The sequence below is a fragment of the Micromonospora sp. NPDC005087 genome, from assembly GCF_042872965.1.
In the GTDB taxonomy this organism is placed as follows: Bacteria; Actinomycetota; Actinomycetes; order Mycobacteriales; family Micromonosporaceae; genus Micromonospora.
Genome location: NZ_JBIALB010000007.1, coordinates 119,179 through 141,766, shown reverse-complemented (window position 1 = coordinate 141,766; position 22,588 = coordinate 119,179). Strand labels below are relative to the sequence as shown.

Sequence of the window (22,588 nt, the reverse complement as noted above, 5' to 3'; positions counted from 1 at the left end):
AATGCACACTTCCTATGCACAACTCTTGTGCATAGGAAGTGTGCAGAGATAGTGTGCAGTCATGGCGGATGACGAAGAGGCGCCCCGGCCGGCGCCGCGCGAGGTGCGGATCGACAAACGGCAGGTCCGGGTGCTGGCGCACCCGCTGCGGATGCGGCTCCTCGGGGCCCTGCGGGTGAACGGGCCCGCCACCGCCACCACCCTGGCGGAACTGCTCGGCACCAACACCGGCGCGACCAGCTACCACCTGCGCCAGCTCGCCGAGGTCGGTCTGGTCACCGAGGATCCCGACCGGGGCAGCGGACGGCAGCGCTGGTGGCAGGCGGCGCACGACGTCACGAACTGGGAGCCGACCGACTTCGACGACGACCCCGACGCCCGGGCCGCGATCGAGTGGATCCAGGGCGACCAGGTACGCCTCCTCGCCGAGACCGCCGAACGCTGGTTCACCACCCAGCACGAGTGGTCCGTCGCCTGGCGGGACGCCATCGGCATGGGCGACATCTTCATGACCATCCCGCCGGACCGGCTGAAGGAACTCCAGGCGGAGGTGTGGCAGGTGCTGGAGCGGTATCACCGCGAGGCCGACTCCGTCGACACCGCCGACCCGCAGGCCCGCCCGGTGCAGGTCTTCCTGGCCGCCTACCCGTTGCGCGAGGGCCTCCGGTGAGCGCGCTGACCGTACGCCAGGTCCGGCGTCGCTACCTCACGCTCTACGGCCTGCGCTGGCTGCCCACCGGTCTGATGATCCCGGTGATGATCCTGCTGATGCAGGAGCGCGGCCTGTCGCTGCCACAGATCGGCCTGGTCGGCACCGCGCAGGGGCTGCTGGTGCTGGCGCTGGAACTGCCCACCGGCGGGCTCGCCGACGCCCTCGGCCGCCGACCGGTGCTGCTCGCCGCCGGAGCGCTCAACCTCGTCTCGCTGTCCCTGTTCGCGGTGGCGAACTCGTTCGTGCTGTTCTTCGCGGTCTGGGCGTTGCAGGGGATCTACCGGGCGCTGGACAGCGGCCCGTTGGAGTCCTGGTACGTCGACGCCACCGTGGCCGCCGACCCCGAGGCGGAGTACGAGCGCGGGCTCGGCCACGCCGGCACCGTCGCCGGGCTGTCCATCGGCGCCGGCGCGCTGCTCAGCGGCGGCCTGGTCGCACTCGGCCCGATCGGGCCGGTCAGCGCGCTCACGCTGCCCGTGCTGGTCGCCATCCTCGCCCAGGCGGCGGCGCTTGTCGCCCTGCTCGTCCTGCTGGTGGAGCAGCGCCCGGCCACCGGAGCGGCGGCACTGCGGGCCTCGGTCGTCCAGGCGCCCCGGATGATCGGCGAGGCGGTCGGGCTGCTGCGCCGGTCCCGGGTGCTGCTGGCCCTGGTCGCGGTGGAGCTGTTCTGGGGCTTCGGCATGGTCACCTTCGAGTCGCTGCTCCCGGTCCGGCTCGCCGAGGTGGTCGGCGATCCCGAACGTGCCGCCGCGCTGCTCGGGCCGGCCAACTCGGCCGCCTGGCTCGCCTCGGCGGCCGGCGCGGCGCTGACACCGCTGCTGCTGCGCTGGCTCGGCGCCGCGCCGGGCGCGGCCCTGCTGCGCATCCTTCAGGGCATCACGGTGGTCGGGATGGGCCTGTTCGCCGGACCCATCGGGGTGCTCCTGGCCTACCTGGCCTGCTACACCGTGCACGGCGCGTCGAACCCGCTGCACAGCGGACTGCTGCACCGGCAGGTCGACGGCCCGTACCGGACCAGCGTGCTCTCGCTGAACTCGATGATGGCGCAGCCGGCCGGCGCGCTCGGCGGGGTGGTGCTGACGGCGCTCGCCGCCGCGACCAGTGTGGGCACCGCCATGGTGGTCGGCGCGGTGGTGCTGGCCGTCGCCGCACCGCTCTACCTGCCCGCCTGGCGGGCAGGCCGCCGGATCGCCGCGGACCCGACCGACCCGCCCCTGGCTCCCGTACCCGCCGAGCAGCACGCCAGCCGTTAGGCAGGGGCGCGCTCAGGCAAGGCGGATCGAGGTGAGGTGGTGGGTGTTGGTGAAGCCGAGCCGCCGGTAGAGGCGTACCGCCCCGACGTTGTCGGGGTAGACGCCGAGCCCGACGGTGTCGTGGCGGGCCAGTAGCGCGCGGGTCATCGCGGCGGTCAGCGCCGCGCCCCACCCGCGTCCCCGCTGGTCGGGAGCCACGGTCAGGCCGGCCAGGAAACCGATGTCACCCCGGCTGCGGTCCGCGCCGCACGCCACGAGCCGACCACCGGCCCGGATGCCGTACCAGTCGACCACCCGTGGATCACCCGGCCGGGAGGTGGTGTTCGGGAACGCCTCGTCGATCAGCGCGTCGAGCGCCGGATGGTCGGCCTCGGTGAGCCGGACGACCCGTTGCTCACCCGGCTGCGTCGGCGGCGCCACGACGGTCCAGTGGAAGTCCCAGTCGACGTGCTCGGCCACCGCCAGCCGGCCGGCCACCAGGTCGGGATCGAGCCGGGGCAGGTGCATCCGATGCTCCGGCCGCAGCACCCCGTCGGCGACCAGCGCGACGACCATGTCGAGCACCGGTCCGGCGGGACCGATCGCGTCCGCGCCAGGACCGCGCTCGGGCGGCAACAACCAGAGCACCGCGCCGTCGCGCCGGTAGCCGCGTGCCGGCGCGCCGCGCCAGAGCGCGTGCCGGGCGAACGGGTGGTGGCCGGCGGCGGCCAGGACGTCGGCCCGGTCGTGGAGCACCTGGTCGTCGATGATCATGGCGTCCAGCCTAGGAGCCGGGGAACGGAGGACCGCGCCGGGTCGGGGTGACTGCCCGGATCCACGGTGGAGATTGACGGGTCGACCGATTGGGTACATCACGCGCCGACCTACTGGGAACCCCCACCGGAGGACCGACATGCTCGCCATTCTCGCGGCCATCGTCTTTGGCTTCGCCCTGCTGATCGACCTGCTCGACACGAACTTCGGGGCGCCTGACCTGTTCAACTGGAACACTCTCGTGCTCCTCGGGCTGTTCCTGCTCGCGCTCTACCTGGGTGGCGTGGGCAGCGGCCCGCGCGGCGGTGGCGGCGGCCGCTGGTACCGGGGTCGGCGCCCTGGTCGTGGCTGACCGGAACCGATCACGGGTTGCCCGGCTCGCGGCGCGATTCCGGCGTCGCGGGCCCGGCCCGGTACTGTCTTCGTGATGGAGTCCGACGCTCTCTTCTCCCTCGGTGCACCCGCCGGGCCGCGCAGCGCGCCCGCCGGTCCCGCCGGTGTCGACGGCTTCACTCCGGTAGCGGACGATTCGCCCCTGCCCGTCCGGATGCGCCCGGCGAACCTCGACGAGCTGGTCGGGCAGGACCACCTGCTCGCCCCCGGTGCGCCGCTGCGGCAGTTGGTCTCCGGCGGCGCCCCGATGTCGGTGATCCTCTGGGGACCGCCGGGCAGCGGCAAGACGACCATCGCGCACCTGGTGGCCGCGGCCACCGACCGCCGGTTCGTCGCCATGTCGGCGCTCTCCGCCGGGGTCAAGGACGTCCGGGCGGTGATCGAGACGGCCCGCCGCCAGCGCCGCTCGGGCGGCCCGCAGACCGTGCTCTTCATCGACGAGGTGCACCGGTTCAGCAAGACCCAGCAGGATTCCCTGCTCGCCGCCGTCGAGGACCGTACGGTCACGCTGCTGGCCGCGACCACCGAGAACCCGTACTTCTCCGTCATCTCCCCACTGCTGTCGCGGTGTGTGCTGCTCACTCTGCAACCGCTGAACGACGACGCCGTGCGAGGGCTGCTCCGCCGTGCCGTCGCCGACGAGCGCGGCCTGGGCGGCGTGCTCACCCTCGCCGCCGAGGCCGAGGACCACCTGGTCCGGCTCGCCGCCGGTGACGTCCGCAAGGCGCTGACCGCGCTGGAGGCGGCGGCGGCCTCCGCCACGGCGCTCGGCGCCGGACGGATCGACCTCGCCACCGCCGAGCAGGCGGTCGACGTGGCGGCGGTGCGCTACGACCGCGACGGCGACGCCCACTACGACGTGGTCAGCGCGTTCATCAAGAGCATGCGCGGTTCGGACGTGGACGCCGCAGTGCACTGGCTGGCCCGGATGCTGGTCGCCGGGGAGGACGCCCGGTTCATCGCCCGCCGGCTGGTCATCTTCGCCAGCGAGGACGTGGGCATGGCCGACCCGGCCGCGTTGAGCGTGGCCACCGCCGCCGCGCACGCCGTCGAGTACGTCGGTCTGCCGGAAGCGCAGCTCAACCTGGCCCAGGCGGTGATCCACCTGGCGACCGCGCCCAAGTCGAACTCGGCGACCACCGCCATCGGCGCCGCCATCGCCGACGTCCGGGCCGGCAAGGGCGGGCCGGTGCCGCGCGGGCTGCGCGACGCGCACTACGCCGGCGCCCGGGGGCTGGGCCACGGCACCGGCTACCGCTACCCGCACGACGACCAGCGCGGCGTGCTCACCCAGCAGTACGTCCCGGACGACCTGGTGGGCACCGACTACTACCGGCCCAGCCCACACGGGGCGGAGCGGTCGGTGGCCACCCGGCTGCCGTTGCTGCGCCGGATCGTGCGCGGGCTGCCGGCTCCGGCGGCCCCGCCGGTCGGATCGTCCGTAACGGCGCAGACCGCGCCGGCGCTTGCCGACGAGAACGGTCGTCCCGCGACGGGCACGCCTGGTCCCGGCGCGATGCAGGACAGCGGCATGAACGCCGCAGGAGAGGGTCAACAGTGAAGTCGCGTGGTGCGGACCGCCCGGACGAGGGCCCGGACGAGCGGCGCGATTCCCGCGCCAAGGGGCGCCGCTGGGGTCGAGGCCGGGCCGAGGCCGAGCCGGAGGCACCGGTACGCGGTGAGGAGTTCGGCTGGATCGACGACCTGCGCTCGGCCAAGCAGCAGCGCGGCGAGCTGGGCCCCGACGGTGCCCCGGCCGAGCCCACCGGCCCGCGCGGGGGCGCGCCGGTGCCGCCGCCGGACGGACCGTGGCCGGGCGAGGCGCCGCCGCAGCCGGGCCGCCGGCCGGACGAGCGGCCCGCCACCGACCGACCCCGGCCCGCTGCCGGCGCCGCCGTCCCCGGTCAGCCGCCGCGCCGCGGTGCGGTGCCGGTGCCCGGCACCGGGCCCCGTGGCGCCGTGCCGCCGCCGGCTCCACCCACCGTCGCCCGACCGGTCGGCGGTGATCCGGCGGGCCCACCCGGGACCCGCCCGACGTCCGGCGCGCCGGCCGGCCCGACCCGGCCCCGTCCGGCGGCCGTCCCGCCCGGCGCACCCGCCGGCCCACCGACCTCAGGCGCTCCTCAGACCGGCCGTAGGCCGGCCGCCGCCGCGCCGGCCGGCCGGGCGGACGCGATGCCGCCACTGCGCCGCCCGGACGCCGCGCCGCAGGGCCGCCGACCGGCCCCGGAGCCGACCGAACCGGGCCGCCCGCTGCCCACCGACGGCGGCCCTGCCGGCCGGCGCGCGGCCGGCCCTGCGCCCGATCCGGCCCGGGCTGCCGCCGCGGCCGGCCCGGCCCGGCCCGGCGCCACACCGGCCGGCGCAACGCCGCCGGTCCCCGATGGCCTGCGACCCGATCCCGCCGTCGACCGTGACCCGCGCACCGCCCGGCGTCGCCCCGGCCCGGTCGACCCAGGCGCACCGGAGCCGTCCGGCCGCGGGCCCGCGGCGCCCGCCCGTCCGGCCGCCGGCGGTCGCCGTCGCGCCGCCGAGCCCGCCGCGCCGGTGGTGCCCCGATCGGGCAACGCGCCGGCACTGCCCGACGCGTCCACCGGTCACACCGGCGGCACGCCCACCGTCGGTCCGGGCGGCACCGGGCGGCGCCGGGCCGTCCCGGACGAGCAGGGCCGACGCGCGCCGGCCGGCGGCGAGCCCCGGGCGGAGCGCCCGGAGCGGCCAGCCGACTGGCTGCGCCAGGCCGGCCGCCTGCCGCACACCGACCCCGCCCTGCCGGTGGTCAACCGGCGAGGCGGCACCCCGCCCGCCGCGGAACGCCGTCCGGCGCCGCCCGCGGGTCCGGATGTCACCGGCGGTTCACCCGGCCCGCTCGCCGTGCCGGACCCGGTCGCGCCGCGCGCCGGCCGCCGGCCCGCCGGTCCGCCGCCCGACCCGGGCGCGAATGCCCCCACCGGTCGCCGTGCCGCCCGGCCGGGCACGCCCGAGTCCACCGGTGAGCAGCCGAGCGGGAGCCCGAACTATCCACCGGCCGCTGGCGAGCGGCCCGCCGGCCGTCGGGGCGCTCCGGCGAACACCCCGGACCCCAACGGTCGACGCCGCCGCCCGTCGGCGGAGCCCGGCAACGACGTGCCCGCCGGCCCGGGGCGACCCGGCGCGGCGGGCAACCGCGGCGACGACCCGTACGCCGGTCCCGCCGGCGGCGGGCGGCCGGCACCTGGTGGCGCTCCAGCCGGTCCCGGCGCACCGCCCCGGGGCGCCGCCCGCTCCACCCCGCCGGGCCGGGCCCGACCCGCCCCCGGCGACGCGCCGGTCTCGGGCGCCGGCCGGCGTGGCCCCGACGGACCGCCCCGGACCGCCCCCGGCGTCGAGCCTGCCGCCCGGGGCGCCGCCCGCCCGGACGGCCCGGCCCGTGCCGCTGTCCGCCCGCCCGGCGCCGCACAGCCGCCCGGTGGCGACGAGCGAGCGGGCGGCGAGCCCGGCAGCGGTCCCGCTGTACCCGGGGTGGCCCGCGCCGGTGCGCCCGTTCGGCCCGCGCCGGCGGACCGCGCCGCCGGCCGTGCGCTGCCGCCGCACCGGGAGCCCGGCCGCCCCGAACCGACCGGCGTCGCTCCGGTGCCGCCACCCGGCCGCGCGGGCGAGCCCGTCGGCGTGGCGCGGGCCGCCGCCGTGGTGCCCCCGCCGGCTGGCGCGGTGGACCGGCCGGCGCCCGAGCCGACCGCCGGGCCCGCGCTGCGCGCGCCCGGCCGGGACGTGTCCGACGACGACGCTGCCCCGGGTGGCCGGTCCGAGGCGCGCCGGCAGTCGCGCGAGCGTCGCCGCCTGCGGGCGGCGGTGCTGGCGCTGGTCAGCATCGTGCTGCTCGGTGCGGTGCCGCTCTTCTTCGGCATCCGTACGCTGAGCCGTGACCCGGTCTTCGACAACCTGGACCAGCTGAACGTGCCGGGCTGGGCCGCCGCGAAGACGGTCGACGACGTCAGTGGCAGCCGCTGGTGCCTGCTCGACTGCCGGCTGCGCGAGCGCACCGTCACCTCGGAGAAGTCGCCGGAGGAGACGGCGCGGGTCTACGAGAGCGCGCTGCGCCAGGACGGCTGGCAACCGTGGAAGGTGGCCCGCTGCCCGGAGCCGGAGACGAAGGGCAGCTACACCTGCTGGCGTCGTGACGAGCTGACCCTCGACCTGTGGGTACGCGAGCCGACCTGCGTGCCGCCGCCGGTCGACAACAAACCGGCGGTCGTGCCGTCTCCCGAGCCGTCGGCCGCTGCGGCGGAGTGCGCCGGCTCGTTGGTGTCGGTGAAGGTACGCAACGCGATCGACGACGAGCGGACCAGGCCACAGCCGAGCACCGATCCGTCACTGACCGGAGAGGATCCGTTCCCGACCGTCAGCGCGGACCCGCTGGGTGAGTTGACGCCCTCACCGTCGTGAGCGGGTCTCCATCACGGACGGTAGGGTCTGGGGCTGGCGGGCCCGAGCCCCGCTGCCGCTGACCGGTGACGGCTCGGCGGGCCCGATACGGGTACCACGGTTGTGTGTTCCGGGGGCGTCGGGTCCTGAGGAACTCTGCTTGAGGAGGACAGGCGTGGGCGACATTGGTGAGGTTGCGGCGCTGGTCGCGGCGTGCGCGTTCGCGGTGCTGGTGCTCATCCTGACGCTGCCCATCCTGCGGCTGCGGCACACGGTGGACGCCACCACCCGGATGATCAACGACCTCAACGATCGGACCGCGCCGCTGCTCGGTGACGTGAACACCACGGTGAAGAACGTCAACACCGCCCTGGAGCAGGTGCAGACCTCGCTCGACGGCGTGAACCTCCAGCTGGCGAAGGTCGACACGATGACCAGCCACGCGCAGAACGTCACCGCGAACGTCGCCAACCTGGCCACCGTGGTCTCCGCCGCGGCCGCGAACCCGCTGGTCAAGGTGGCCGCGTTCGGCTACGGCGTGCGCCGTGCCGCCGCCAGCCGCCGGCACGCCGAGACCGAGCGCGAGGTGCGCGACACCATCAAGCAGCAGCGGCGGGCCGCCCGGCGCGGCAACCACTGACCGGCCGGTCCACCAGGAGGTAGCGAGACATGAGGCGGTTGTTCTGGCTCGGCATCGGTCTGGCCGTCGGCGTGGTGGTGGTCCGCAAGGCGACCCGGACCGCGCAGGCGTACACCCCGGCCGGCATCGCCAGCACGTTGTCGGAATCCGCTGGCGGGCTGGTCGAATCGCTGCGTAGCTTCGTGGAGGACGTTCGGGTTGGGATGGCCGAGCGCGAGCAGGAGATCCACCAGGCGTTCGCCCAGGGTGAGGCGTTCGACGACCAGTTCGCCGAGTTGCGGGAGGACCCGCGGATCGGTGATCGAGAAATCTTTCCGGAGGAACACCAGCGATGAAGACGGCGGAGATCAAGCGGCGGTACCTCGCCCACTTCGAGGCGAACGGCCACGCCGTGGTGCCGTCCGCTCCGCTGCCCGCCATCAGCGATCCGAACCTGCTGTTCGTCAACGCCGGTATGGTGCAGTTCGTCCCCTATTTCCTGGGCCAGCAGACCCCGCCGTACCAGCGGGCGGTCAGCGTGCAGAAGTGCATCCGCACCCCGGACATCGACGAGGTCGGCAAGACCAGCCGTCACGGCACGTTCTTCCAGATGAACGGCAACTTCTCCTTCGGTGACTACTTCAAGGAGGGGGCGATCCCGCTCGCCTGGGAGCTGATCACCAAGCCGCAGGACCAGGGCGGGTACGGCCTCGACCCGGAGCGGGTCTGGCCGTCCATCTATCTCGACGACGACGAGGCGTTCGAGATCTGGCGCTCGATCGGCGTGCCGGCCGCGCGGATCGTCCGCCGGGGCAAGGCGGACAACTTCTGGTCGATGGGCATTCCCGGGCCGTGCGGCCCGTCCTCGGAGCTGTTCTACGACCGGGGCCCGGAGTACGGCCGCGAGGGCGGCCCGGCGGTCGACGAGGACCGCTACATGGAGTTCTGGAACCTCGTCTTCATGCAGTTCGAGCGGGGTCCGGGCACCACCAAGGACGACTACCCGATCCTGGGTGACCTGCCGGCGAAGAACATCGACACCGGCATGGGCCTGGAGCGGATGGCCTCGATCCTGCAGGGCGTCGACAACCTCTACGAGATCGACGAGGTCCGGCCGATCCTGGCCCGGGCGGCTGAGCTGACCGGCAAGCGCTACGGCGCGCACTCCGGCCACGTGGCCAGCGAGTCGCACCCGGACGACGTCCGGCTGCGGGTGATCGCGGATCACGTGCGGACCGCGCTGATGTTGATCGGCGACGGCGTGACCCCGAGCAACGAGGGGCGCGGTTACGTGCTGCGTCGGATCGTGCGCCGGGCGATCCGGTCGATCCGGTTGCTCGGTTGGCAGGAGCGGGCGCTGCCTGAGCTGCTGCCGGTGGCCCGGGACTGCATGGCGCCGTCGTACCCGGAGCTGGCGACCGACTTCGACCGCATCTCACAGTACGCGTACGCCGAGGAGGAAGCCTTCCTGTCGACGCTGCGCGCCGGCACCACGATCCTGGACACGGCGATCGCCGAGACCCGCACCGCGGGCGGCGCGGCGCTGTCCGGGGCGAAGGCGTTCCAGCTGCACGACACGTACGGCTTCCCGATCGACCTGACCCTGGAGATCGCCGCGGAGCAGGGCCTTCGCGTCGACGGCGAGGGCTTCCGCCGGCTGATGGCCGACCAGCGGACCCGGGCGAAGGCGGACGCGCAGGCCCGCAAGACCGGGCACACCGACGTGTCGGCGTACCGGTCGGTGCTCGACGCGGACGGCCCGGTGACGTTCACCGGGTACAGCGAGGTGGCGCGCGAGTCGCGGGTGCGGGCGCTGCTCGGCGAGGACGGCCCGCGCCAGGCGGCGACCGAGGGCGACACCATCGAGCTGGTGCTCGACACGACCCCGTTCTACGCCGAGGGCGGTGGTCAGCAGCCCGACCAGGGCATGATCACCGTGGGCGGTGGTCAGATCGAGGTGTTCGACGTGCAGCAGCCGGTGCCCGGCCTGATCGTGCACCGGGCCCGGGTGATCCGGGGTGAGGTGCGTGCAGGCGAGACCGGCTTCGCGGAGATCGACGCCACCCGGCGGCGGGCGATCTCCCGGTCGCACACCGCGACCCACCTGGTGCACCAGACCATGCGCAACTTCCTCGGCGACTCGGCTACCCAGGCGGGTTCGCTGAACGCGCCGGGCCGCCTGCGGTTCGACTTCAACACCCCGACCGGTGTGTCGCCGAGCGTGCTGCACGACGTGGAGCAGCAGGTCAACGAGGTGCTCCTGGCCGACCTGGAGGTGCACGCCTTCATCACGTCGCTGGACGAGGCGCGGCGGATCGGGGCGATGGCGCTCTTCGGTGAGAAGTACGGCGAGGAGGTGCGGGTCGTCGAGGTGGGCGACTACGCCCGGGAGCTGTGTGGCGGCACGCACGTGGCCCGCTCGGCGCAGCTCGGCCTGGTGAAGATCCTCTCCGAGTCGTCGATCGGCTCCGGCGTCCGTCGGGTCGAGGCGCTGGTCGGCATGGACGCCTTCGGCTTCCTGGCCCGCGAGCATCTGCTGGTCTCCCGCCTGGCCGAGCTGTACCGGGTGCCGAACGACCAGGTCGCCGACCGGGTGGAGCAGACCGTCACCCAGCTCCGGGACGCGGAGAAGGAGCTGGAGAAGCTGCGCGCCCAGCTGGTGCTGGGCGGGGCGGCGGCGCTCGCCGCGCAGGCCAGGGACGTGCGCGGGGTGGCGTACGTGGGCACCGAGGCGCCGGAGGGCGCGGCCGGCAACGATGTGCGGACGCTGGCCCAGGAGATCCGCGGCAAGATCGACCCGTCGCGGCCGGCGGTGGTCGCGGTGGCGGCTCGCGCGAACGGCAAGGCGTCCCTGGTGGTGGCGGTCAACCAGGCCGCTCGCAGTCGGGGCCTGGCCGCCTCGGATCTGGTGAAGGCGGCGTTCTCCGGGCGCGGCGGGGGCAGCCCCGATCTGGCCCAGGGCGGCGGCCTGCCGGCGGCCGAGGCGCCGAACCTGTTGCTCACCGTCGAGAAGGCGGTCACCGAGGCGTGATGGACGACCATTGTTCGACCAGGGCGGGCCGATCGGTCCGCCCTGGTTCGTTCGGGCCCAGGGGTGACGGTCGGTGACTGAGCTGACGCGTGGGGTGCGGATCGGGGTGGATGTCGGTCAGGTCCGGGTGGGGGTGTCCCGCTCGGACCCGGACGGCGTGCTGGCGGTACCGCTGGTCACCCTGGCCCGCGACCTGACCGCGGCGCCGGACGCGGTGCCGAGCGACCTCGCCGAGCTGGCGGCGCTGGTGGCCGAGCACGAGGCCGTCCAGGTTGTCGTCGGCCTTCCGGTCAATCTCGCCGGGAAGCACGGCCCGGCCGCTGTCCACGTGAAGGCGTACGCTGACCGACTGGTCGATGTGATAGCGCCCGTCCCGGTAACGCTCACTGACGAGAGGATGTCGACCGTGGTCGCTTCTCGTAGGCTTGCCGAGCGTGGCGTTCGGGGCAAGCGTCAACGTGCGGTTGTCGATCAGGCGGCCGCAGTGGAGATTCTGCAGAGCTGGCTGGACGCGCAGCGGAGGCGGACGTAATGATCGACGATCTGGATCTTGGGTTCGACGAGCCGGAGCGGGGGCAGAAGGGTCGGCACCGGCACGGCTTCGTCCGCAAGCGCAAGGGCGGGTCCGGGGGTCGGGGCAAGACATTCCTGGCCCTGCTGCTGGCCCTGTTCCTGCTGGGCGGCATCGGCGGCGGAGCCTTCTACGGCTTCGACCGGATCCAGAACTACTTCGTCACCCCGGACTACGACGGCGCCGGCGCCGGTGAGGTCACCGTCGAGATCAAGCAGGGCGCACTGCTCGCCGACATGGCCGACGCGCTGGTCGCCGCCGACGTGGTGAAGAGCCAGAAGGCGTTCGTCGAGGCCGCCGAGGCGAACTCGCGCAGCAAGAACATCCAGCCGGGCACGTACAAGCTGCGCAAGCAGATGAGCGGCGCGAGCGCCGTCACCGCGATGCTCGACCTGAAGAACAAGATCGTCAACGGCCTGACCATCCCCGAGGGCCGCACCAGCTTGAACATCTACAAGCTGCTCTCCGAGAAGACCAAGATCCCGGTCAAGGACTTCCAGGCCGCCGCGAAGGACCCGGAGGGGCTCGGCGTCCCGGAATGGTGGTTCAAGCGCGACGACGGCAAGAAGGTCGTCAAGTCCGTCGAGGGCTTCCTCTACCCGGACACGTACGAGATCCCGCCCAAGGCCACCGCGGAGAGCATCCTCAAGCTCATGGTGGACAACTTCCTGTCGGTGACCGGCGAGATGAAGTTCGCCGATCGGGTGCAGAAGGAACGCAAGGTCAGCCCGTACGAGGCGTTGATCGTGTCCTCGCTGGCCCAGGCCGAGGCGGGCAACAAAGACGACCTGGGCAAGGTCGCCCGGGTGGCCTACAACCGGGTGTACGGGGAGTTCCCCTGCAACTGCCTGGAGATGGACGTCACGGTCAACTACTACCTGGAGTCGATCGGCAAACCGACCAAGAGGTCCGCGGACATGACGGAAGCCGAGCTGACCGACCCGAAGAACCCCTACAACCGCAAGCTGCGGGGCCTGATCCCCACCCCGATCAACAACCCAGGCAAGGAAGCCTTGGCAGGTGCGATGGATCCGCCACCGGGCAAGTGGGTCTTCTTCGTGGCGATCGACAAGCAGGGCCACTCCGAGTTCGCCGAGACGTCCGAGCAGCACGAGCGCAATAAGGCCAAGGCTCGGGAGGCCGGCATCATCTGATGACGCTGCGACGACGGGCGGCGGTGGTGGGCAAGCCGATCGCGCACTCCCTCTCCCCGGTGATCCACACCGCTGGCTACACGGCGGCCGGGCTGGTCGGGTGGTCGTACACCCGGATCGAGTGCGCGGCGGCGGAGCTGTCGGACCTCGTCGCCGGTCTCGGTCCGGAGTGGGCCGGGCTGTCGGTGACCATGCCGGGCAAGGAGGCGGCGCTCGCGGTGGCCGCGGAGGCGTCGCCGGTCGCGGTCGCCGTCGGCGCGGCCAACACGCTGGTACGCCGGCCCGACGGCTCCTGGTACGCGGACAACACCGACGTCGCGGGCATGGTCCAGGTGCTCACCGTGGCCGGGGTGACGCCCGGCGCCAGCGTCACCGTGCTCGGCGCCGGCGGCACCGCCCGCGCGGCCCTGGCCGCCGCCGCCCGACTCGGTGCGACCTCCACGACCGTGGTGGCCCGGCGGGCGGTGGCGGTCGACGAGCTGCGACCGGTGGCGGCGGCGGTCGGGGTGGAGCTGACGGGAGTGGCCTGGGAGCACGCGGCCGCGCGGGCCGGTGCCGACGTCGTGGTCTCGACCGTGCCGAAGGGGGTTGCCGACCCGCTTGCTGGGACGGTTCACTGGCGACCGTCCACCGTGCTCTTCGAGGCGCTCTACGATCCGTGGCCGACACCGCTGGCCGCGTCCGCGCTCGCCGCCGGCTGCCCGGTGGTGTCCGGACTCGACCTGCTGCTCGCCCAGGCGGTGGGCCAGTTCGAGCAGTTCACCGGGGTGCCCGCGCCGGTCGAGGCGATGCGTGCGGCGCTCGCCGCGGCCCGGCGCTGAGTTGGGCGACGCCGCCGTCCGGGTCCGCCGACCAGGTGGGCGTAACCGACGCGCCGCCAGGTCGTTTGCCGGCCCTGCTTGCCTGTACGCGACCTCTCTTATGCTTTGGTTAAGTCGTGTCGTAGGTTCGGTTTCCTGCGCGCCACGAGTGTCGCCGGTCGATACGCTGCTGCCGGTAATCGCCGCCTAGACAGGGAGTGTTCCTTGAGCAGGCACGGAGTCGACCACGCCGCACCGGGTGCAGGAAAGCGACGCAAGGCCGTCGTCCTCAGTGTCCTGAGTGCCGGCGTGGTGGCCACGATGATGCCGCTGACGGCGGCGGAGGTGTCACCGATCGTGCTGACCGCGGCGGCGGACACCACCGCCACGCAGGTCGCGCAGGACGGCGACAACGGCGTCAAGACGACGCTGGCCAGCTGCCCGCGACTCTGCGACGGCAACCGCAACGGCCAGCGCGACGCGCTGCTGGAGTTCGCGGTGCGCGGCCTGCCCGCCGACGCAGTGAACGTCCGGGCCACCCTGCGGGTGTACGCCTGGCAGCAGTTCGCCTCGCGGGTGCGGGCGCACCCAGCGCAGGGCAGCGCCGCGGGGGCGGGCGCCTGGGCCCAGCGGCCCCCGATCGGCGATCGTCGCCAGCTGGGGAAGATTCGTCAGGTCTCGGTGGGGTCGGGCAGCGACTGTCGCCCTGGTGGCAAGCCTCGTGACGAGCATCTCCGAGGTGCCCGCTTAGCGAGCCGAAGCGGCACCTCGTCCCAAGCCGGCCGAGGTACTTGAGCATCCGGACGAGATCGCTGCTCTCGTCACCGCCCGGATGACCGGCCAGCTGGTCCGGATCACCGGCATGACACGGAGTTGGCTGAGTACGTCGCCCACCCCAACGGGCAGATCGAGGCGAAGGTTCACGCCGGTCCGGTCCGGATGCGGCAGGACGGGAGGTGGGTCCCGATCGACCTCACCCCGCAACCCGCGGCGGACAGCTCCGTCCGAGCCCTCGCACACCCGTTGGAGCCAAATGGAACCGCCGACCGACGATCACCGGGGCCGCCGTCGTTGTCCCGGCTCGACCTTGACCAAGCGCCCACCTCCGTCCCGGTGCCTGCTCGCTCGGACCAACGCGATGCGAACATCTGGCCGGTGGGGGTGAGAAGCGGCCCGAGCAGTAGCGCTTCCAGCTACCCAGCCCAATGAACTCGTTCCATCAGTGCTCATCAGCAGTTTCCAGCGACCACTCCCACACGTCGAGGTTCGCGTCAACGTCCGCGTCCGCAGGGCGGGACGCGCCGGGCGGCACGTCGGGGCGGCCACCGGCCGTGACAGACTGACCGCTGTGTTGCGCTGGTTGACTGCAGGTGAATCGCACGGTCCCGCCCTCGTCGCGCTGCTGGAGGGGGTGCCGGCCGGCATCGAGGTGAGCACCACCGAGATCGCCGACGAGCTGGCCCGCCGGCGGCTGGGCTACGGCCGTGGCGCCCGGATGTCGTTCGAGCGGGACGAGGTCGACGTGCTCGGCGGCCTGCGGCACGGCGTCACCCTGGGCAGCCCGGTGGCGATCCGGGTGGGCAACTCCGAGTGGCCGAAGTGGCGCACGGTGATGGCCGCCGACCCGGTGGACCCCGACGAGCTGGCCCGGCAGGCCCGCAACGCGCCGCTGACCCGCCCCCGGCCGGGCCACGCCGACCTGGCCGGCATGCAGAAGTACGGCCACACCGACGCCCGGCCCATCCTGGAGCGGGCCAGCGCCCGGGAGACCGCGGCCCGGGTGGCCGTGGGCGCGGTCGCCAAGGCGCTGATCCGGCAGGCGCTCGGCATCGAGATCGTCTCGCACGTCGTCGAGCTAGGCCCGGTTGCCGCGAAGTCCGGGCTGCGCCCGAGCCCGCAGGACGCCGCCCGGATCGACGCCGACCCGCTGCGCTGCCTCGACCCGGAGGCCAGCGCCCTGATGGTCGCCGAGGTGGACGCCGCGAAGAAGGCCGCCGACACCCTCGGCGGCGTGGTCGAGGTGCTGGCGTACGGGGTGCCGCCGGGGCTGGGCAGCCACGTGCAGTGGGACCGCAAGCTCGACGCCCGACTGGCCACCGCGCTGATGTCGATCCAGGCGATCAAGGGTGTGGAGATCGGTGACGGCTGGCAGCAGGCCCGGTCCCGCGGCTCCGAGGCGCACGACGAGATCATCCCGTCGGCGACCGGCGTCCGCCGGGTCACCGACCGGGCCGGGGGGCTCGAGGGCGGCATCACCACCGGTGAGCCGCTGCGCGTCCGTGCCGCGATGAAGCCCATCTCGTCGCTGAACCGGGCCCTGGCCACCGTGGACGTCACCACCGGCGAGCCGGCCACGGCGATCAACCAGCGCTCGGACGTCTGCGCGGTTCCCGCCGCCGCGGTGGTCGCCGAGGCGATGGTCGCGCTGGTGCTGGCCGAGGCGGCCACCGAGAAGTTCGGCGGGGACTCGGTCGCCGAGATCCGCCGCAACGTGACCGGCTACCTCGACGCGCTGGTCATCCGCTGATGGCGCCGGTCGTCGTCCTGGTCGGTGCGCCCGGCTGCGGCAAGACCACGGTCGGGGAGGCGCTCGCCACGGCCCTCGGGGTGGAGTTCCGCGACACCGACACCGACATCGAGCGGATGGCCGGCAAGCCCATCCCGGAGATCTTCATCGACGAGGGTGAGGAGCACTTCCGTACCCTCGAACGGGCCGCGGTGGCCGCGGCGCTGGCTGCCAGCCCGGGGGTGCTCGCCCTCGGCGGCGGCGCGGTGCTGGCCGAGGAGACCCGCGCCGCCCTGGTCGGGCACCGGGTGGTGCACCTCTCGGTCGAGCTGCCCGACGCGGTGAAGCGGGTCGGGCTGGGCGCCGGCCGCCCGCTGCTGGCGATCAACCCGCGCGCCACCCTCAAGCACCTGATGGACCAGCGCCGGCCGCTGTACGCGGAGGTGGCCACCGCGACGGTGGCCACCGACGGCCGGACCCCGGCGGAGATCGTCGCCGAGATCGCCGCGCTGCTCACCCGCTGACGCCGGCCCGGCCGGTGCGCGACCGGCCGGGCGGCGGGCGGGGCGGTTCCCCGTTCGCGGGGCCTCTCCTCAGCCTCGGGCGGCGGCGTCGAGCACGTCGGCCAGGGCCTTCGGCTCGCTGAGCATCGGCCAGTGCCCGGTCGGCAGCTCGAACAGCTGGCCACCGGCCAACCCGGTGAAGAACGGGTGCCGCTCGGCGATCATCTGCCGCACCACCGCCAGCGGGAAGGTGCTGGCGACCAGCGCGGTCGGGACCGGGCGACCGCCGGTGCGGCGCACCGGTTCGGTGGCGGCCCGCAGCGGCTGCGGGGTGGCCCGGGCACGCAGCAGGGCCAGCGTCGGTTCGTCCAGCCCGGCCAGGTTGGTCGGGTCGGCGTCCGGGTCGAAGGCCGGTGGCGGCAGCAGGTGGCCGGTGCCGATCGCGGCCCGAAGCTTCTCCTGCTCCTCCGGCGGCACGGTGTCGAACTGCGCGACGCCGTCCGGCAGCGGCCCGCTCTCCACGTAGACCACCCGGGCGATCCGGTCCGGGATGCGGTCTGCCGCCTGGGCGACCGGCATGCCGCCGCCGGAGTGCCCGACCAGCAGCACCTCGCGCAGGTCCTCGACCTCGATCAGCCGGACGATGTCCGCGGTGTGCGTCTCCAGGCCCACCTCCGGCCCGCCCAGGTGGTCCCGCTCGGCCAACCCGGTCAGCGTCATCGGATACACCTCGTGCCCCTGCGCGCGCAGCGCCGCGGTCACGTCCCGCCACGCCCAGGCGCCCAACCAGAAACCCGGCACCAGCACGAACGTCGCCATCTGTCGCTCCTTCTCTCGGTTACCGGATGACCGTACGATCGAAACCGGACAGAATCCGCCCGGTTTCGAGGAGTTGTCGGTGTCGCATCCCGCCGGCCGCGTGCTGGCCCTGCTCGAACTGCTGCAGACCCGGCACCGTTCGACGGCCGCTGATCTCGCGGGCTGGCTAGGCGTGGACGAGCGCACCGTGCGCCGGTACGCGGCCACCCTGGTCGAGCTGGGCATCCCCGTCATCGCCGACCGGGGCCGCTACGGCGGCTACCGGCTGCACCCCGGGTACAAGCTGCCGCCCCTGATGCTCACCGACGACGAGGCGGTGGCCGTGCTGCTCGGTCTGGTCGTCGCCGAACGGGTCGGGCTGGCCACCGAACTGCCGGCCACCGCCACCGCGCTGGCCAAGATCCGCCGGGTGCTGCCGGTGGCGCTCGCCGACCGGCTGACCGCCGTGCAGGAGCACCTCGGCTTCACCCTGCGGCGTACGGAGCCGGAACGGGGACCGGCGTCCGGCACCCTGCTCACCCTGGCCGCGGCCGCCCGACACCGGCAGCGGGTGGCGCTGGACTACCGCTCCTGGCGAGGTGAGTCGTCGCACCGCGAGCTCGACCCGTACGGGCTGGTCTTCCACGCGGGCCGCTGGTACGTCACCGGCCACGACCACCGGCGCGGGGAGGTCCGCACCTTCCGGCTGGACCGGATCGGCGCCGTGACGCCCGGCGTGGCGACGTTCACCGTGCCGGACGGCTTCGACCCGGTGGCCCGGGTGACCCGGTCGCTGGCCGGCGTGCCCTACACGCACGAGGTCGAGGTGCTGCTGGAGACCGACCTGGTCACCGTTCGACGCCGCGTCCCGCCCACCGTGGCCGAGCTGACCGCCACCGGCGACGGGGTGCTGCTGCGGGCGCGGGCGGAGAGCCTGCCCGGCATGGCGGCGCTGCTGGCCGGGCTGGGCTGCCCCTTCACCGTGCGGCACCCGGACGCGTTGCGCACCGCCGTGGCCGAGCACGCCCGTGCGCTGGCGGACTGGGCCGCCCGGCCAGCAGGTGGGCGGCCGCCCTCGCCACGCCGGCCGCTGGACTAGGCTGCCGGCGATGGACGAGGTGACCCGGATCCCGGTCGGCGGCGAACGGCCGTACGACGTGCTGGTCGGACGCGACCTGTTGGACACGCTGCCCGGGCTGCTGCCCGGCGCGACCCGGGCGGCGGTGCTGCACGCGCCCCCGCTCAAGGGGCTGGCCGATGCGCTCGGCGAACGGCTGCGCGCGGCCGGCGTCGAGCCGCTGCCGATCGAGGTGCCCGACGCCGAGGGGGGCAAGCAGATCGACGTGGCCGCCGCCTGCTGGGATCGGCTCGGCGCGGCCGGCTTCACCCGTACCGACGCGGTGGTCGGTGTCGGCGGCGGCGCGGTGACCGACCTGGCCGGCTTCGTCGCGGCCTGCTGGCTGCGCGGGGTGCGCTGGGTGCCGGTGGCCACCTCACTGCTGGGCATGGTGGACGCCGCGGTCGGCGGCAAGACCGGGATCAACACCGCCGCCGGCAAGAACCTAGTGGGCGCGTTCCACCCGCCGGTCGGCGTGCTGGCCGACCTGGCCACGCTGGACAGCCTGCCCGCGGTCGACCTGGCGGCCGGGCTGGCCGAGGTGGTCAAGTGCGGCTTCATCGCCGATCCGGCGATCCTGGATCTGATCGAGCGTGAGCCGGCGGCCGCCACCGACCCGCGCGGGGCGGTCACCCGGGAGCTGATCGAGCGGGCGATCCGGGTCAAGGCCGACGTGGTCTCCGGTGACCTGCGTGAGTCGGGCGTGCGGGAGGTGCTCAACTACGGCCACACGCTGGCCCACGCGATCGAGCAGGTCGAGGGCTACCGCTGGCGGCACGGCCATGCCGTCGCCGTCGGCCTGGTGTACGCCGCCGCGCTGGCCCGGCTCGCCGGCCGGCTGGACGCGCCGACCGCCGACCGGCACCGGGTCACCCTGGCCGCGCTCGGCCTGCCGGTGAGCTACCCGGCCGACGCCTGGTCGCAGCTGCTGGCCGTGATGCGGGTGGACAAGAAGGCCCGCGGCAGCCGGCTGAGGTTCGTGGTGCTGGACGGGCTGGCCCGCCCGGCAATGCTCGAGGGCCCGGACGACGCGCTGCTCGCGGCCGCCTACCGGGAGGTGGGCACGGCGTGAGGGTGTACGTGTTGAACGGGCCGAACCTGGGCCGGCTGGGCACCCGCGAGCCGGCGGTGTACGGCGCGACCAGCTACGCCGACCTGGTGGCGCTCTGCGAGCGGACCGGCCGGGAGCTGGGGCTCGACGTGACGGTCCGGCAGACCGACGCCGAGCACGAGCTGCTCGGCTGGCTGCACGCCGCCGCCGACGAGGGCGCCGCGGTGGTGCTCAACCCGGCCGCCTGGTCGCACTACTCGTACGCGGTGCGGGACGCCTGCGCCATGCTGCGCGGGCCGTTGGTCGAGGTGCACATCTCCAACATCCACGCCCGCGAGGAGTTCCGGCACCACTCGGTGATCTCCGCGGTGGCGACCGGGGTGATCTGCGGGCTCGGCATCGACGGCTACCGACTCGCCCTGCACCACCTGGCCACCCGCTCCAGCTGAGCAGCACTCGGGCTCTGGCCCGCAGCCCCCGCCGCCGTGGTGGCCTGGTGGCCTGATGGCTTGGTCGCCTGATGGCTTGGTCGGCGGTGATGCCGACAGCTCGCGAGCAGTCGCCAGGTCTCACCCATCGTGATGCCCTCTCCTCGTCACCGAGCGTCACGATTGACATCGGCGGCTCCGACCCCCGCCGGTGGAGAGCGTTCCTGGTTCGCGTCCTTTGCTCTGCTTCAACGGACGCAACAGAGGCGGTGAGCTGCGGATATGTGATTTTCGTCGGGGTGTCGGGTGCTCGTCCGCGCCTCACGGACCGTGACTGTTGCGTCGGGTGAAGCAGAGCAAAGGGCGTGGGGGTGGCGGGCGGCTTGAGGTGCCAGCGTGACGATCTGTCACGGTTCTCGGGTCCCTGTCGCCAGCACCGGTCGACGCCCGAACGACGGCGGGTAACGCGCCTCGACGCAGCTAGGGCGTGTTTCAGAAGTGCTGGCCGGCCTGCGCCGGGCCCAGCCGCCGCCCGGCAGCGTTGTCGCGGTGTCCGGATACAACACCGGTATCCGGACACCGCTCCGCCTTGCCGAACGACGCCTGGACTCCGGCTCGGCTCGACCGACACTTCTGAAACACGCCCTAGTAGACTCCTAGGGTCTGTCCGCCAATTGATGATCAAGGCAGGAAATGGCCTCCACCAACGACCTCAAAAACGGCCTGGTACTCAACCTTGACGGCGAGCTCTGGGCCGTCGTCGAGTTCCAGCACGTCAAGCCCGGTAAGGGTGGTGCGTTCGTGCGCACCACGCTGAAGAACGTGCTGTCCGGGAAGGTGGTCGACAAGACCTTCAACGCGGGCACCAAGGTCGAGACCGCGACCGTGGACAAGCGCACGATGCAGTACCTGTACGCCGACGGCGAAGACTACGTCTTCATGGATCTGGAGACCTTCGACCAGATCACCGTCCCCGGCGGCACCGTCGGTGAGGCGGCCAACTACCTCCTCCCCGAGGCCGAGGCGACCGTCGCCACCCACGAGGGCGTCCCGCTCTACATCGAGCTGCCCACCAGCGTTGTGCTGGAGGTCACCTACACCGAGCCGGGTCTGCAGGGCGACCGGTCGACCGGCGGCAACAAGCCGGCCACCGTTGAGACCGGCGCGACCGTGCAGGTGCCGCTGTTCATCACCACCGGCGAGAAGATCAAGGTCGACACGCGCGACGGCCGTTACCTCGGCCGATCCTGATGGCAGAGGGTCCCAAGCAGCAGATGCCGGCGCGTCGCAAGGCGCGCAAGCGGGCGCTGGACGTCCTCTACGAGGCTGACCTTCGGGACCGGCCCCCGGTCGAGGTGCTCGCCGGCTACGTACAGCGGATCGAGCAGCCCCGACCGGAGCACCTGGGCTACGCGGCGAGCCTGGTCGAGGGGGTCGCCGAGCACCTCAACCGGATCGACGAGCTGATCGCCAGCTACGCCGAGGGTTGGACGCTGGAGCGGATGCCGGTGGTGGACCGCAACCTGGCCCGGATCGCGGTCTACGAGCTGCTCTACGTCGACGAGATCGACGACGCGGTGGCGATCAGCGAGGCTGTGGAGCTTGCCCGCCAGATGTCCACCAACGACTCGCCGCGCTTCCTCAACGGCATCCTCGGCCGGATCGCCGAGTACGCCACCCGCTGAGCGCACCCGCTCAGCACCCGTACCACGAAGAGGGCCCGTGCCGGACGGCACGGGCCCTTTCGGTGGATCGGTGGATCAGGAGGCGAAGAACGCCCGGGGGTCGGCGACCAGCACACCGTGCTCGGTGAGCCGCTCGATCAGACCCGACGGCGAGGCGTCGTAGACGATCGCGAGCGCCCGCAGGTCGTCGGCGCGGATGGAGAGCACCCGGCCGTTGTAGTCGCCGCGCTGCTGCTGGATGGCGCGGGCGTAGCGGGCCACGTAGGCCAGGTCCTCGGAGGCCTCGTCGTAGAGCCGCTCCAGGTCCAGGACGATCTTGCTGGTGGGCTCGTGACGGACCCCGCTGCCGTCGGGCAGCAGCTCCGAGACGGGGACGCGGTAGAACTCGGCAAGCTCGGCCAGGCGGGACACCGTCACGGCACGGTCGCCGCGCTCGTACGACCCGACCACCACGGCCTTCCACCGCCCGTTCGACTTCTCCTCCACGCCCTGCAGGGAGAGACCCTGCTGTTGGCGGATGGAGCGCAGGCGGGCGCCCAGAGATTTGGCGTATTCAGAGGGCATTCGGACACTCCCAGTGCTGCTCGGGGTTCTCCCGTCGATCGTTACGGAGCGTGACGGTACGGGGAATGCGACACCTGGTCAAGTGGTCGTGACCCTACCGTTGGGGAGCAGCGGGGGAGTTATCCCCATTTCGCCGGCCTGATCCGATGGTCAGCAGCCGCCGTCCATCCGCCCGGTGACCACTGGTAACGTGGCGTGAAGCCCCGGCCCAGGTCCGCCCGCGGTCCGGCCGGAGGTGCCCGACAT

At 73.4% G+C, this 22,588-nt stretch carries 22 protein-coding genes; 19 read left to right on the top strand and 3 right to left on the bottom strand.

Translation table 11 applies throughout. The annotated features are described in order from the left end of the window. The first annotated feature begins 61 nt into the window (after positions 1 to 61). Positions 62 to 670: a helix-turn-helix domain-containing protein gene (locus tag ACFYPS_RS18400; RefSeq protein ID WP_354964216.1), complete on the top strand. Its 609-nt coding sequence runs from the start codon at positions 62 to 64 to the stop codon at positions 668 to 670. Next, positions 667 to 1,965, top strand: a complete 1,299-nt coding sequence (locus ACFYPS_RS18395; RefSeq protein WP_354964217.1) for an MFS transporter — start codon at positions 667 to 669, stop codon at positions 1,963 to 1,965. The genes ACFYPS_RS18400 and ACFYPS_RS18395 overlap by 4 nt, the downstream gene beginning before the upstream one ends. 12 nt (positions 1,966 to 1,977) lie before the next feature. Here ACFYPS_RS18395 and ACFYPS_RS18390 read toward each other — a convergent pair whose 3' ends face one another. Continuing rightward, positions 1,978 to 2,718, bottom strand: coding sequence for an N-acetyltransferase (locus ACFYPS_RS18390; RefSeq protein ID WP_354964218.1), 741 nt, complete (start codon positions 2,716 to 2,718; stop codon positions 1,978 to 1,980). 139 nt (positions 2,719 to 2,857) lie between these two features. Here ACFYPS_RS18390 and ACFYPS_RS18385 point away from each other — a divergent pair, with 139 nt between their 5' ends. The 12 genes from ACFYPS_RS18385 to ACFYPS_RS18330 all read left to right on the top strand — a co-directional run bounded on the left by ACFYPS_RS18385 (position 2,858) and on the right by ACFYPS_RS18330 (position 16,720). Further along, on the top strand, positions 2,858 to 3,070 hold the full coding sequence (locus ACFYPS_RS18385; protein ID WP_089016611.1) for a hypothetical protein: 213 nt from the start codon (positions 2,858 to 2,860) through the stop codon (positions 3,068 to 3,070). 75 nt (positions 3,071 to 3,145) lie between these two features. Beyond that, positions 3,146 to 4,672 (top strand): replication-associated recombination protein A, encoded by a 1,527-nt coding sequence (locus tag ACFYPS_RS18380; protein ID WP_387325692.1) that lies wholly within the window; start codon positions 3,146 to 3,148, stop codon positions 4,670 to 4,672. A gap of 2,189 nt (positions 4,673 to 6,861) precedes the next feature. Then, positions 6,862 to 7,536 (top strand): hypothetical protein, encoded by a 675-nt coding sequence (locus tag ACFYPS_RS18375; RefSeq protein WP_387325896.1) that lies wholly within the window; start codon positions 6,862 to 6,864, stop codon positions 7,534 to 7,536. A gap of 154 nt (positions 7,537 to 7,690) precedes the next feature. Continuing rightward, a complete protein-coding gene (locus ACFYPS_RS18370; RefSeq protein ID WP_354964220.1) occupies positions 7,691 to 8,155 on the top strand; it encodes a DUF948 domain-containing protein in 465 nt (154 codons plus the stop codon). Between the two features lie 29 nt (positions 8,156 to 8,184). Further along, entirely contained in the window at positions 8,185 to 8,490 is a 306-nt protein-coding gene (locus ACFYPS_RS18365) for a hypothetical protein (protein WP_354964221.1), read from the top strand. Then, complete coding sequence (gene alaS / locus ACFYPS_RS18360) at positions 8,487 to 11,165, top strand: alanine--tRNA ligase (protein ID WP_354964222.1); 2,679 nt, start codon at positions 8,487 to 8,489, stop codon at positions 11,163 to 11,165. The genes ACFYPS_RS18365 and alaS overlap by 4 nt, the downstream gene beginning before the upstream one ends. 73 nt (positions 11,166 to 11,238) lie before the next feature. After that, on the top strand, positions 11,239 to 11,697 hold the full coding sequence (ruvX, locus tag ACFYPS_RS18355; RefSeq protein ID WP_354964223.1) for a Holliday junction resolvase RuvX: 459 nt from the start codon (positions 11,239 to 11,241) through the stop codon (positions 11,695 to 11,697). Next, positions 11,697 to 12,890, top strand: a complete 1,194-nt coding sequence (mltG, locus tag ACFYPS_RS18350) for an endolytic transglycosylase MltG (protein WP_387325687.1) — start codon at positions 11,697 to 11,699, stop codon at positions 12,888 to 12,890. The genes ruvX and mltG overlap by 1 nt, the downstream gene beginning before the upstream one ends. After that, positions 12,890 to 13,711 carry a shikimate dehydrogenase gene (locus ACFYPS_RS18345; RefSeq protein ID WP_354964225.1) on the top strand — a complete coding sequence of 274 codons (822 nt, stop codon included), beginning with the start codon at positions 12,890 to 12,892 and terminating at the stop codon, positions 13,709 to 13,711. The genes mltG and ACFYPS_RS18345 overlap by 1 nt, the downstream gene beginning before the upstream one ends. Positions 13,712 to 13,915: 204 nt before the next feature. Continuing rightward, a complete protein-coding gene (locus ACFYPS_RS18340; RefSeq protein ID WP_354964226.1) occupies positions 13,916 to 14,485 on the top strand; it encodes a hypothetical protein in 570 nt (189 codons plus the stop codon). Between the two features lie 553 nt (positions 14,486 to 15,038). Next, positions 15,039 to 16,217 (top strand): chorismate synthase, encoded by a 1,179-nt coding sequence (gene aroC / locus ACFYPS_RS18335; RefSeq protein ID WP_387325683.1) that lies wholly within the window; start codon positions 15,039 to 15,041, stop codon positions 16,215 to 16,217. Then, on the top strand, positions 16,217 to 16,720 hold the full coding sequence (locus tag ACFYPS_RS18330; RefSeq protein WP_354964228.1) for a shikimate kinase: 504 nt from the start codon (positions 16,217 to 16,219) through the stop codon (positions 16,718 to 16,720). Before aroC ends, ACFYPS_RS18330 begins: the two co-directional genes overlap by 1 nt. Positions 16,721 to 16,789: 69 nt before the next feature. On the opposite strand, the gene ACFYPS_RS18325 is transcribed toward ACFYPS_RS18330, so the two are convergent. Then, entirely contained in the window at positions 16,790 to 17,518 is a 729-nt protein-coding gene (locus ACFYPS_RS18325; RefSeq protein WP_354964229.1) for an alpha/beta hydrolase, read from the bottom strand. A gap of 79 nt (positions 17,519 to 17,597) precedes the next feature. Between ACFYPS_RS18325 and ACFYPS_RS18320 the strand changes: the two genes are divergently transcribed. The 5 genes from ACFYPS_RS18320 to nusB all read left to right on the top strand — a co-directional run bounded on the left by ACFYPS_RS18320 (position 17,598) and on the right by nusB (position 21,778). Next, positions 17,598 to 18,596, top strand: a complete 999-nt coding sequence (locus tag ACFYPS_RS18320; protein ID WP_354964230.1) for a YafY family protein — start codon at positions 17,598 to 17,600, stop codon at positions 18,594 to 18,596. Between the two features lie 10 nt (positions 18,597 to 18,606). Beyond that, positions 18,607 to 19,686 (top strand): 3-dehydroquinate synthase, encoded by a 1,080-nt coding sequence (gene aroB / locus ACFYPS_RS18315; RefSeq protein ID WP_354964231.1) that lies wholly within the window; start codon positions 18,607 to 18,609, stop codon positions 19,684 to 19,686. Further along, positions 19,683 to 20,114 (top strand): type II 3-dehydroquinate dehydratase, encoded by a 432-nt coding sequence (gene aroQ / locus ACFYPS_RS18310; RefSeq protein ID WP_354964232.1) that lies wholly within the window; start codon positions 19,683 to 19,685, stop codon positions 20,112 to 20,114. Before aroB ends, aroQ begins: the two co-directional genes overlap by 4 nt. Before the next feature lie 672 nt (positions 20,115 to 20,786). Beyond that, the gene (efp, locus tag ACFYPS_RS18305; RefSeq protein WP_074318567.1) at positions 20,787 to 21,344 is read left to right on the top strand and encodes an elongation factor P; all 558 of its coding nucleotides are present in this window, start codon (positions 20,787 to 20,789) and stop codon (positions 21,342 to 21,344) included. A gap of 23 nt (positions 21,345 to 21,367) precedes the next feature. After that, on the top strand, positions 21,368 to 21,778 hold the full coding sequence (nusB, locus tag ACFYPS_RS18300) for a transcription antitermination factor NusB (RefSeq protein WP_354964337.1): 411 nt from the start codon (positions 21,368 to 21,370) through the stop codon (positions 21,776 to 21,778). A gap of 75 nt (positions 21,779 to 21,853) precedes the next feature. Here nusB and ACFYPS_RS18295 read toward each other — a convergent pair whose 3' ends face one another. Continuing rightward, positions 21,854 to 22,342, bottom strand: coding sequence for a transcriptional regulator (locus tag ACFYPS_RS18295; protein WP_007458348.1), 489 nt, complete (start codon positions 22,340 to 22,342; stop codon positions 21,854 to 21,856). Positions 22,343 to 22,588: the final 246 nt, after the last annotated feature.

What these genes read in the sequence shown, in the direction of transcription:
- ACFYPS_RS18385 (WP_089016611.1), top strand. Translation starts at nt 2,858, where the DNA reads ATGCTCGCCATTCTCGCGGCCATCGTCTTTGGCTTCGCCCTGCTGATC.
- ACFYPS_RS18390 (WP_354964218.1), bottom strand. Translation starts at nt 2,718, where the DNA reads ATGATCATCGACGACCAGGTGCTCCACGACCGGGCCGACGTCCTGGCC.
- ACFYPS_RS18330 (WP_354964228.1), top strand. Translation starts at nt 16,217, where the DNA reads ATGGCGCCGGTCGTCGTCCTGGTCGGTGCGCCCGGCTGCGGCAAGACC.
- mltG (WP_387325687.1), top strand. Translation starts at nt 11,697, where the DNA reads ATGATCGACGATCTGGATCTTGGGTTCGACGAGCCGGAGCGGGGGCAG.
- nusB (WP_354964337.1), top strand. Translation starts at nt 21,368, where the DNA reads ATGCCGGCGCGTCGCAAGGCGCGCAAGCGGGCGCTGGACGTCCTCTAC.
- ACFYPS_RS18380 (WP_387325692.1), top strand. Translation starts at nt 3,146, where the DNA reads ATGGAGTCCGACGCTCTCTTCTCCCTCGGTGCACCCGCCGGGCCGCGC.
- ACFYPS_RS18295 (WP_007458348.1), bottom strand. Translation starts at nt 22,342, where the DNA reads ATGCCCTCTGAATACGCCAAATCTCTGGGCGCCCGCCTGCGCTCCATC.
- efp (WP_074318567.1), top strand. Translation starts at nt 20,787, where the DNA reads ATGGCCTCCACCAACGACCTCAAAAACGGCCTGGTACTCAACCTTGAC.
- alaS (WP_354964222.1), top strand. Translation starts at nt 8,487, where the DNA reads ATGAAGACGGCGGAGATCAAGCGGCGGTACCTCGCCCACTTCGAGGCG.
- ACFYPS_RS18325 (WP_354964229.1), bottom strand. Translation starts at nt 17,518, where the DNA reads ATGGCGACGTTCGTGCTGGTGCCGGGTTTCTGGTTGGGCGCCTGGGCG.
- ACFYPS_RS18345 (WP_354964225.1), top strand. Translation starts at nt 12,890, where the DNA reads ATGACGCTGCGACGACGGGCGGCGGTGGTGGGCAAGCCGATCGCGCAC.
- aroB (WP_354964231.1), top strand. Translation starts at nt 18,607, where the DNA reads ATGGACGAGGTGACCCGGATCCCGGTCGGCGGCGAACGGCCGTACGAC.
- ACFYPS_RS18400 (WP_354964216.1), top strand. Translation starts at nt 62, where the DNA reads ATGGCGGATGACGAAGAGGCGCCCCGGCCGGCGCCGCGCGAGGTGCGG.
- ACFYPS_RS18365 (WP_354964221.1), top strand. Translation starts at nt 8,185, where the DNA reads ATGAGGCGGTTGTTCTGGCTCGGCATCGGTCTGGCCGTCGGCGTGGTG.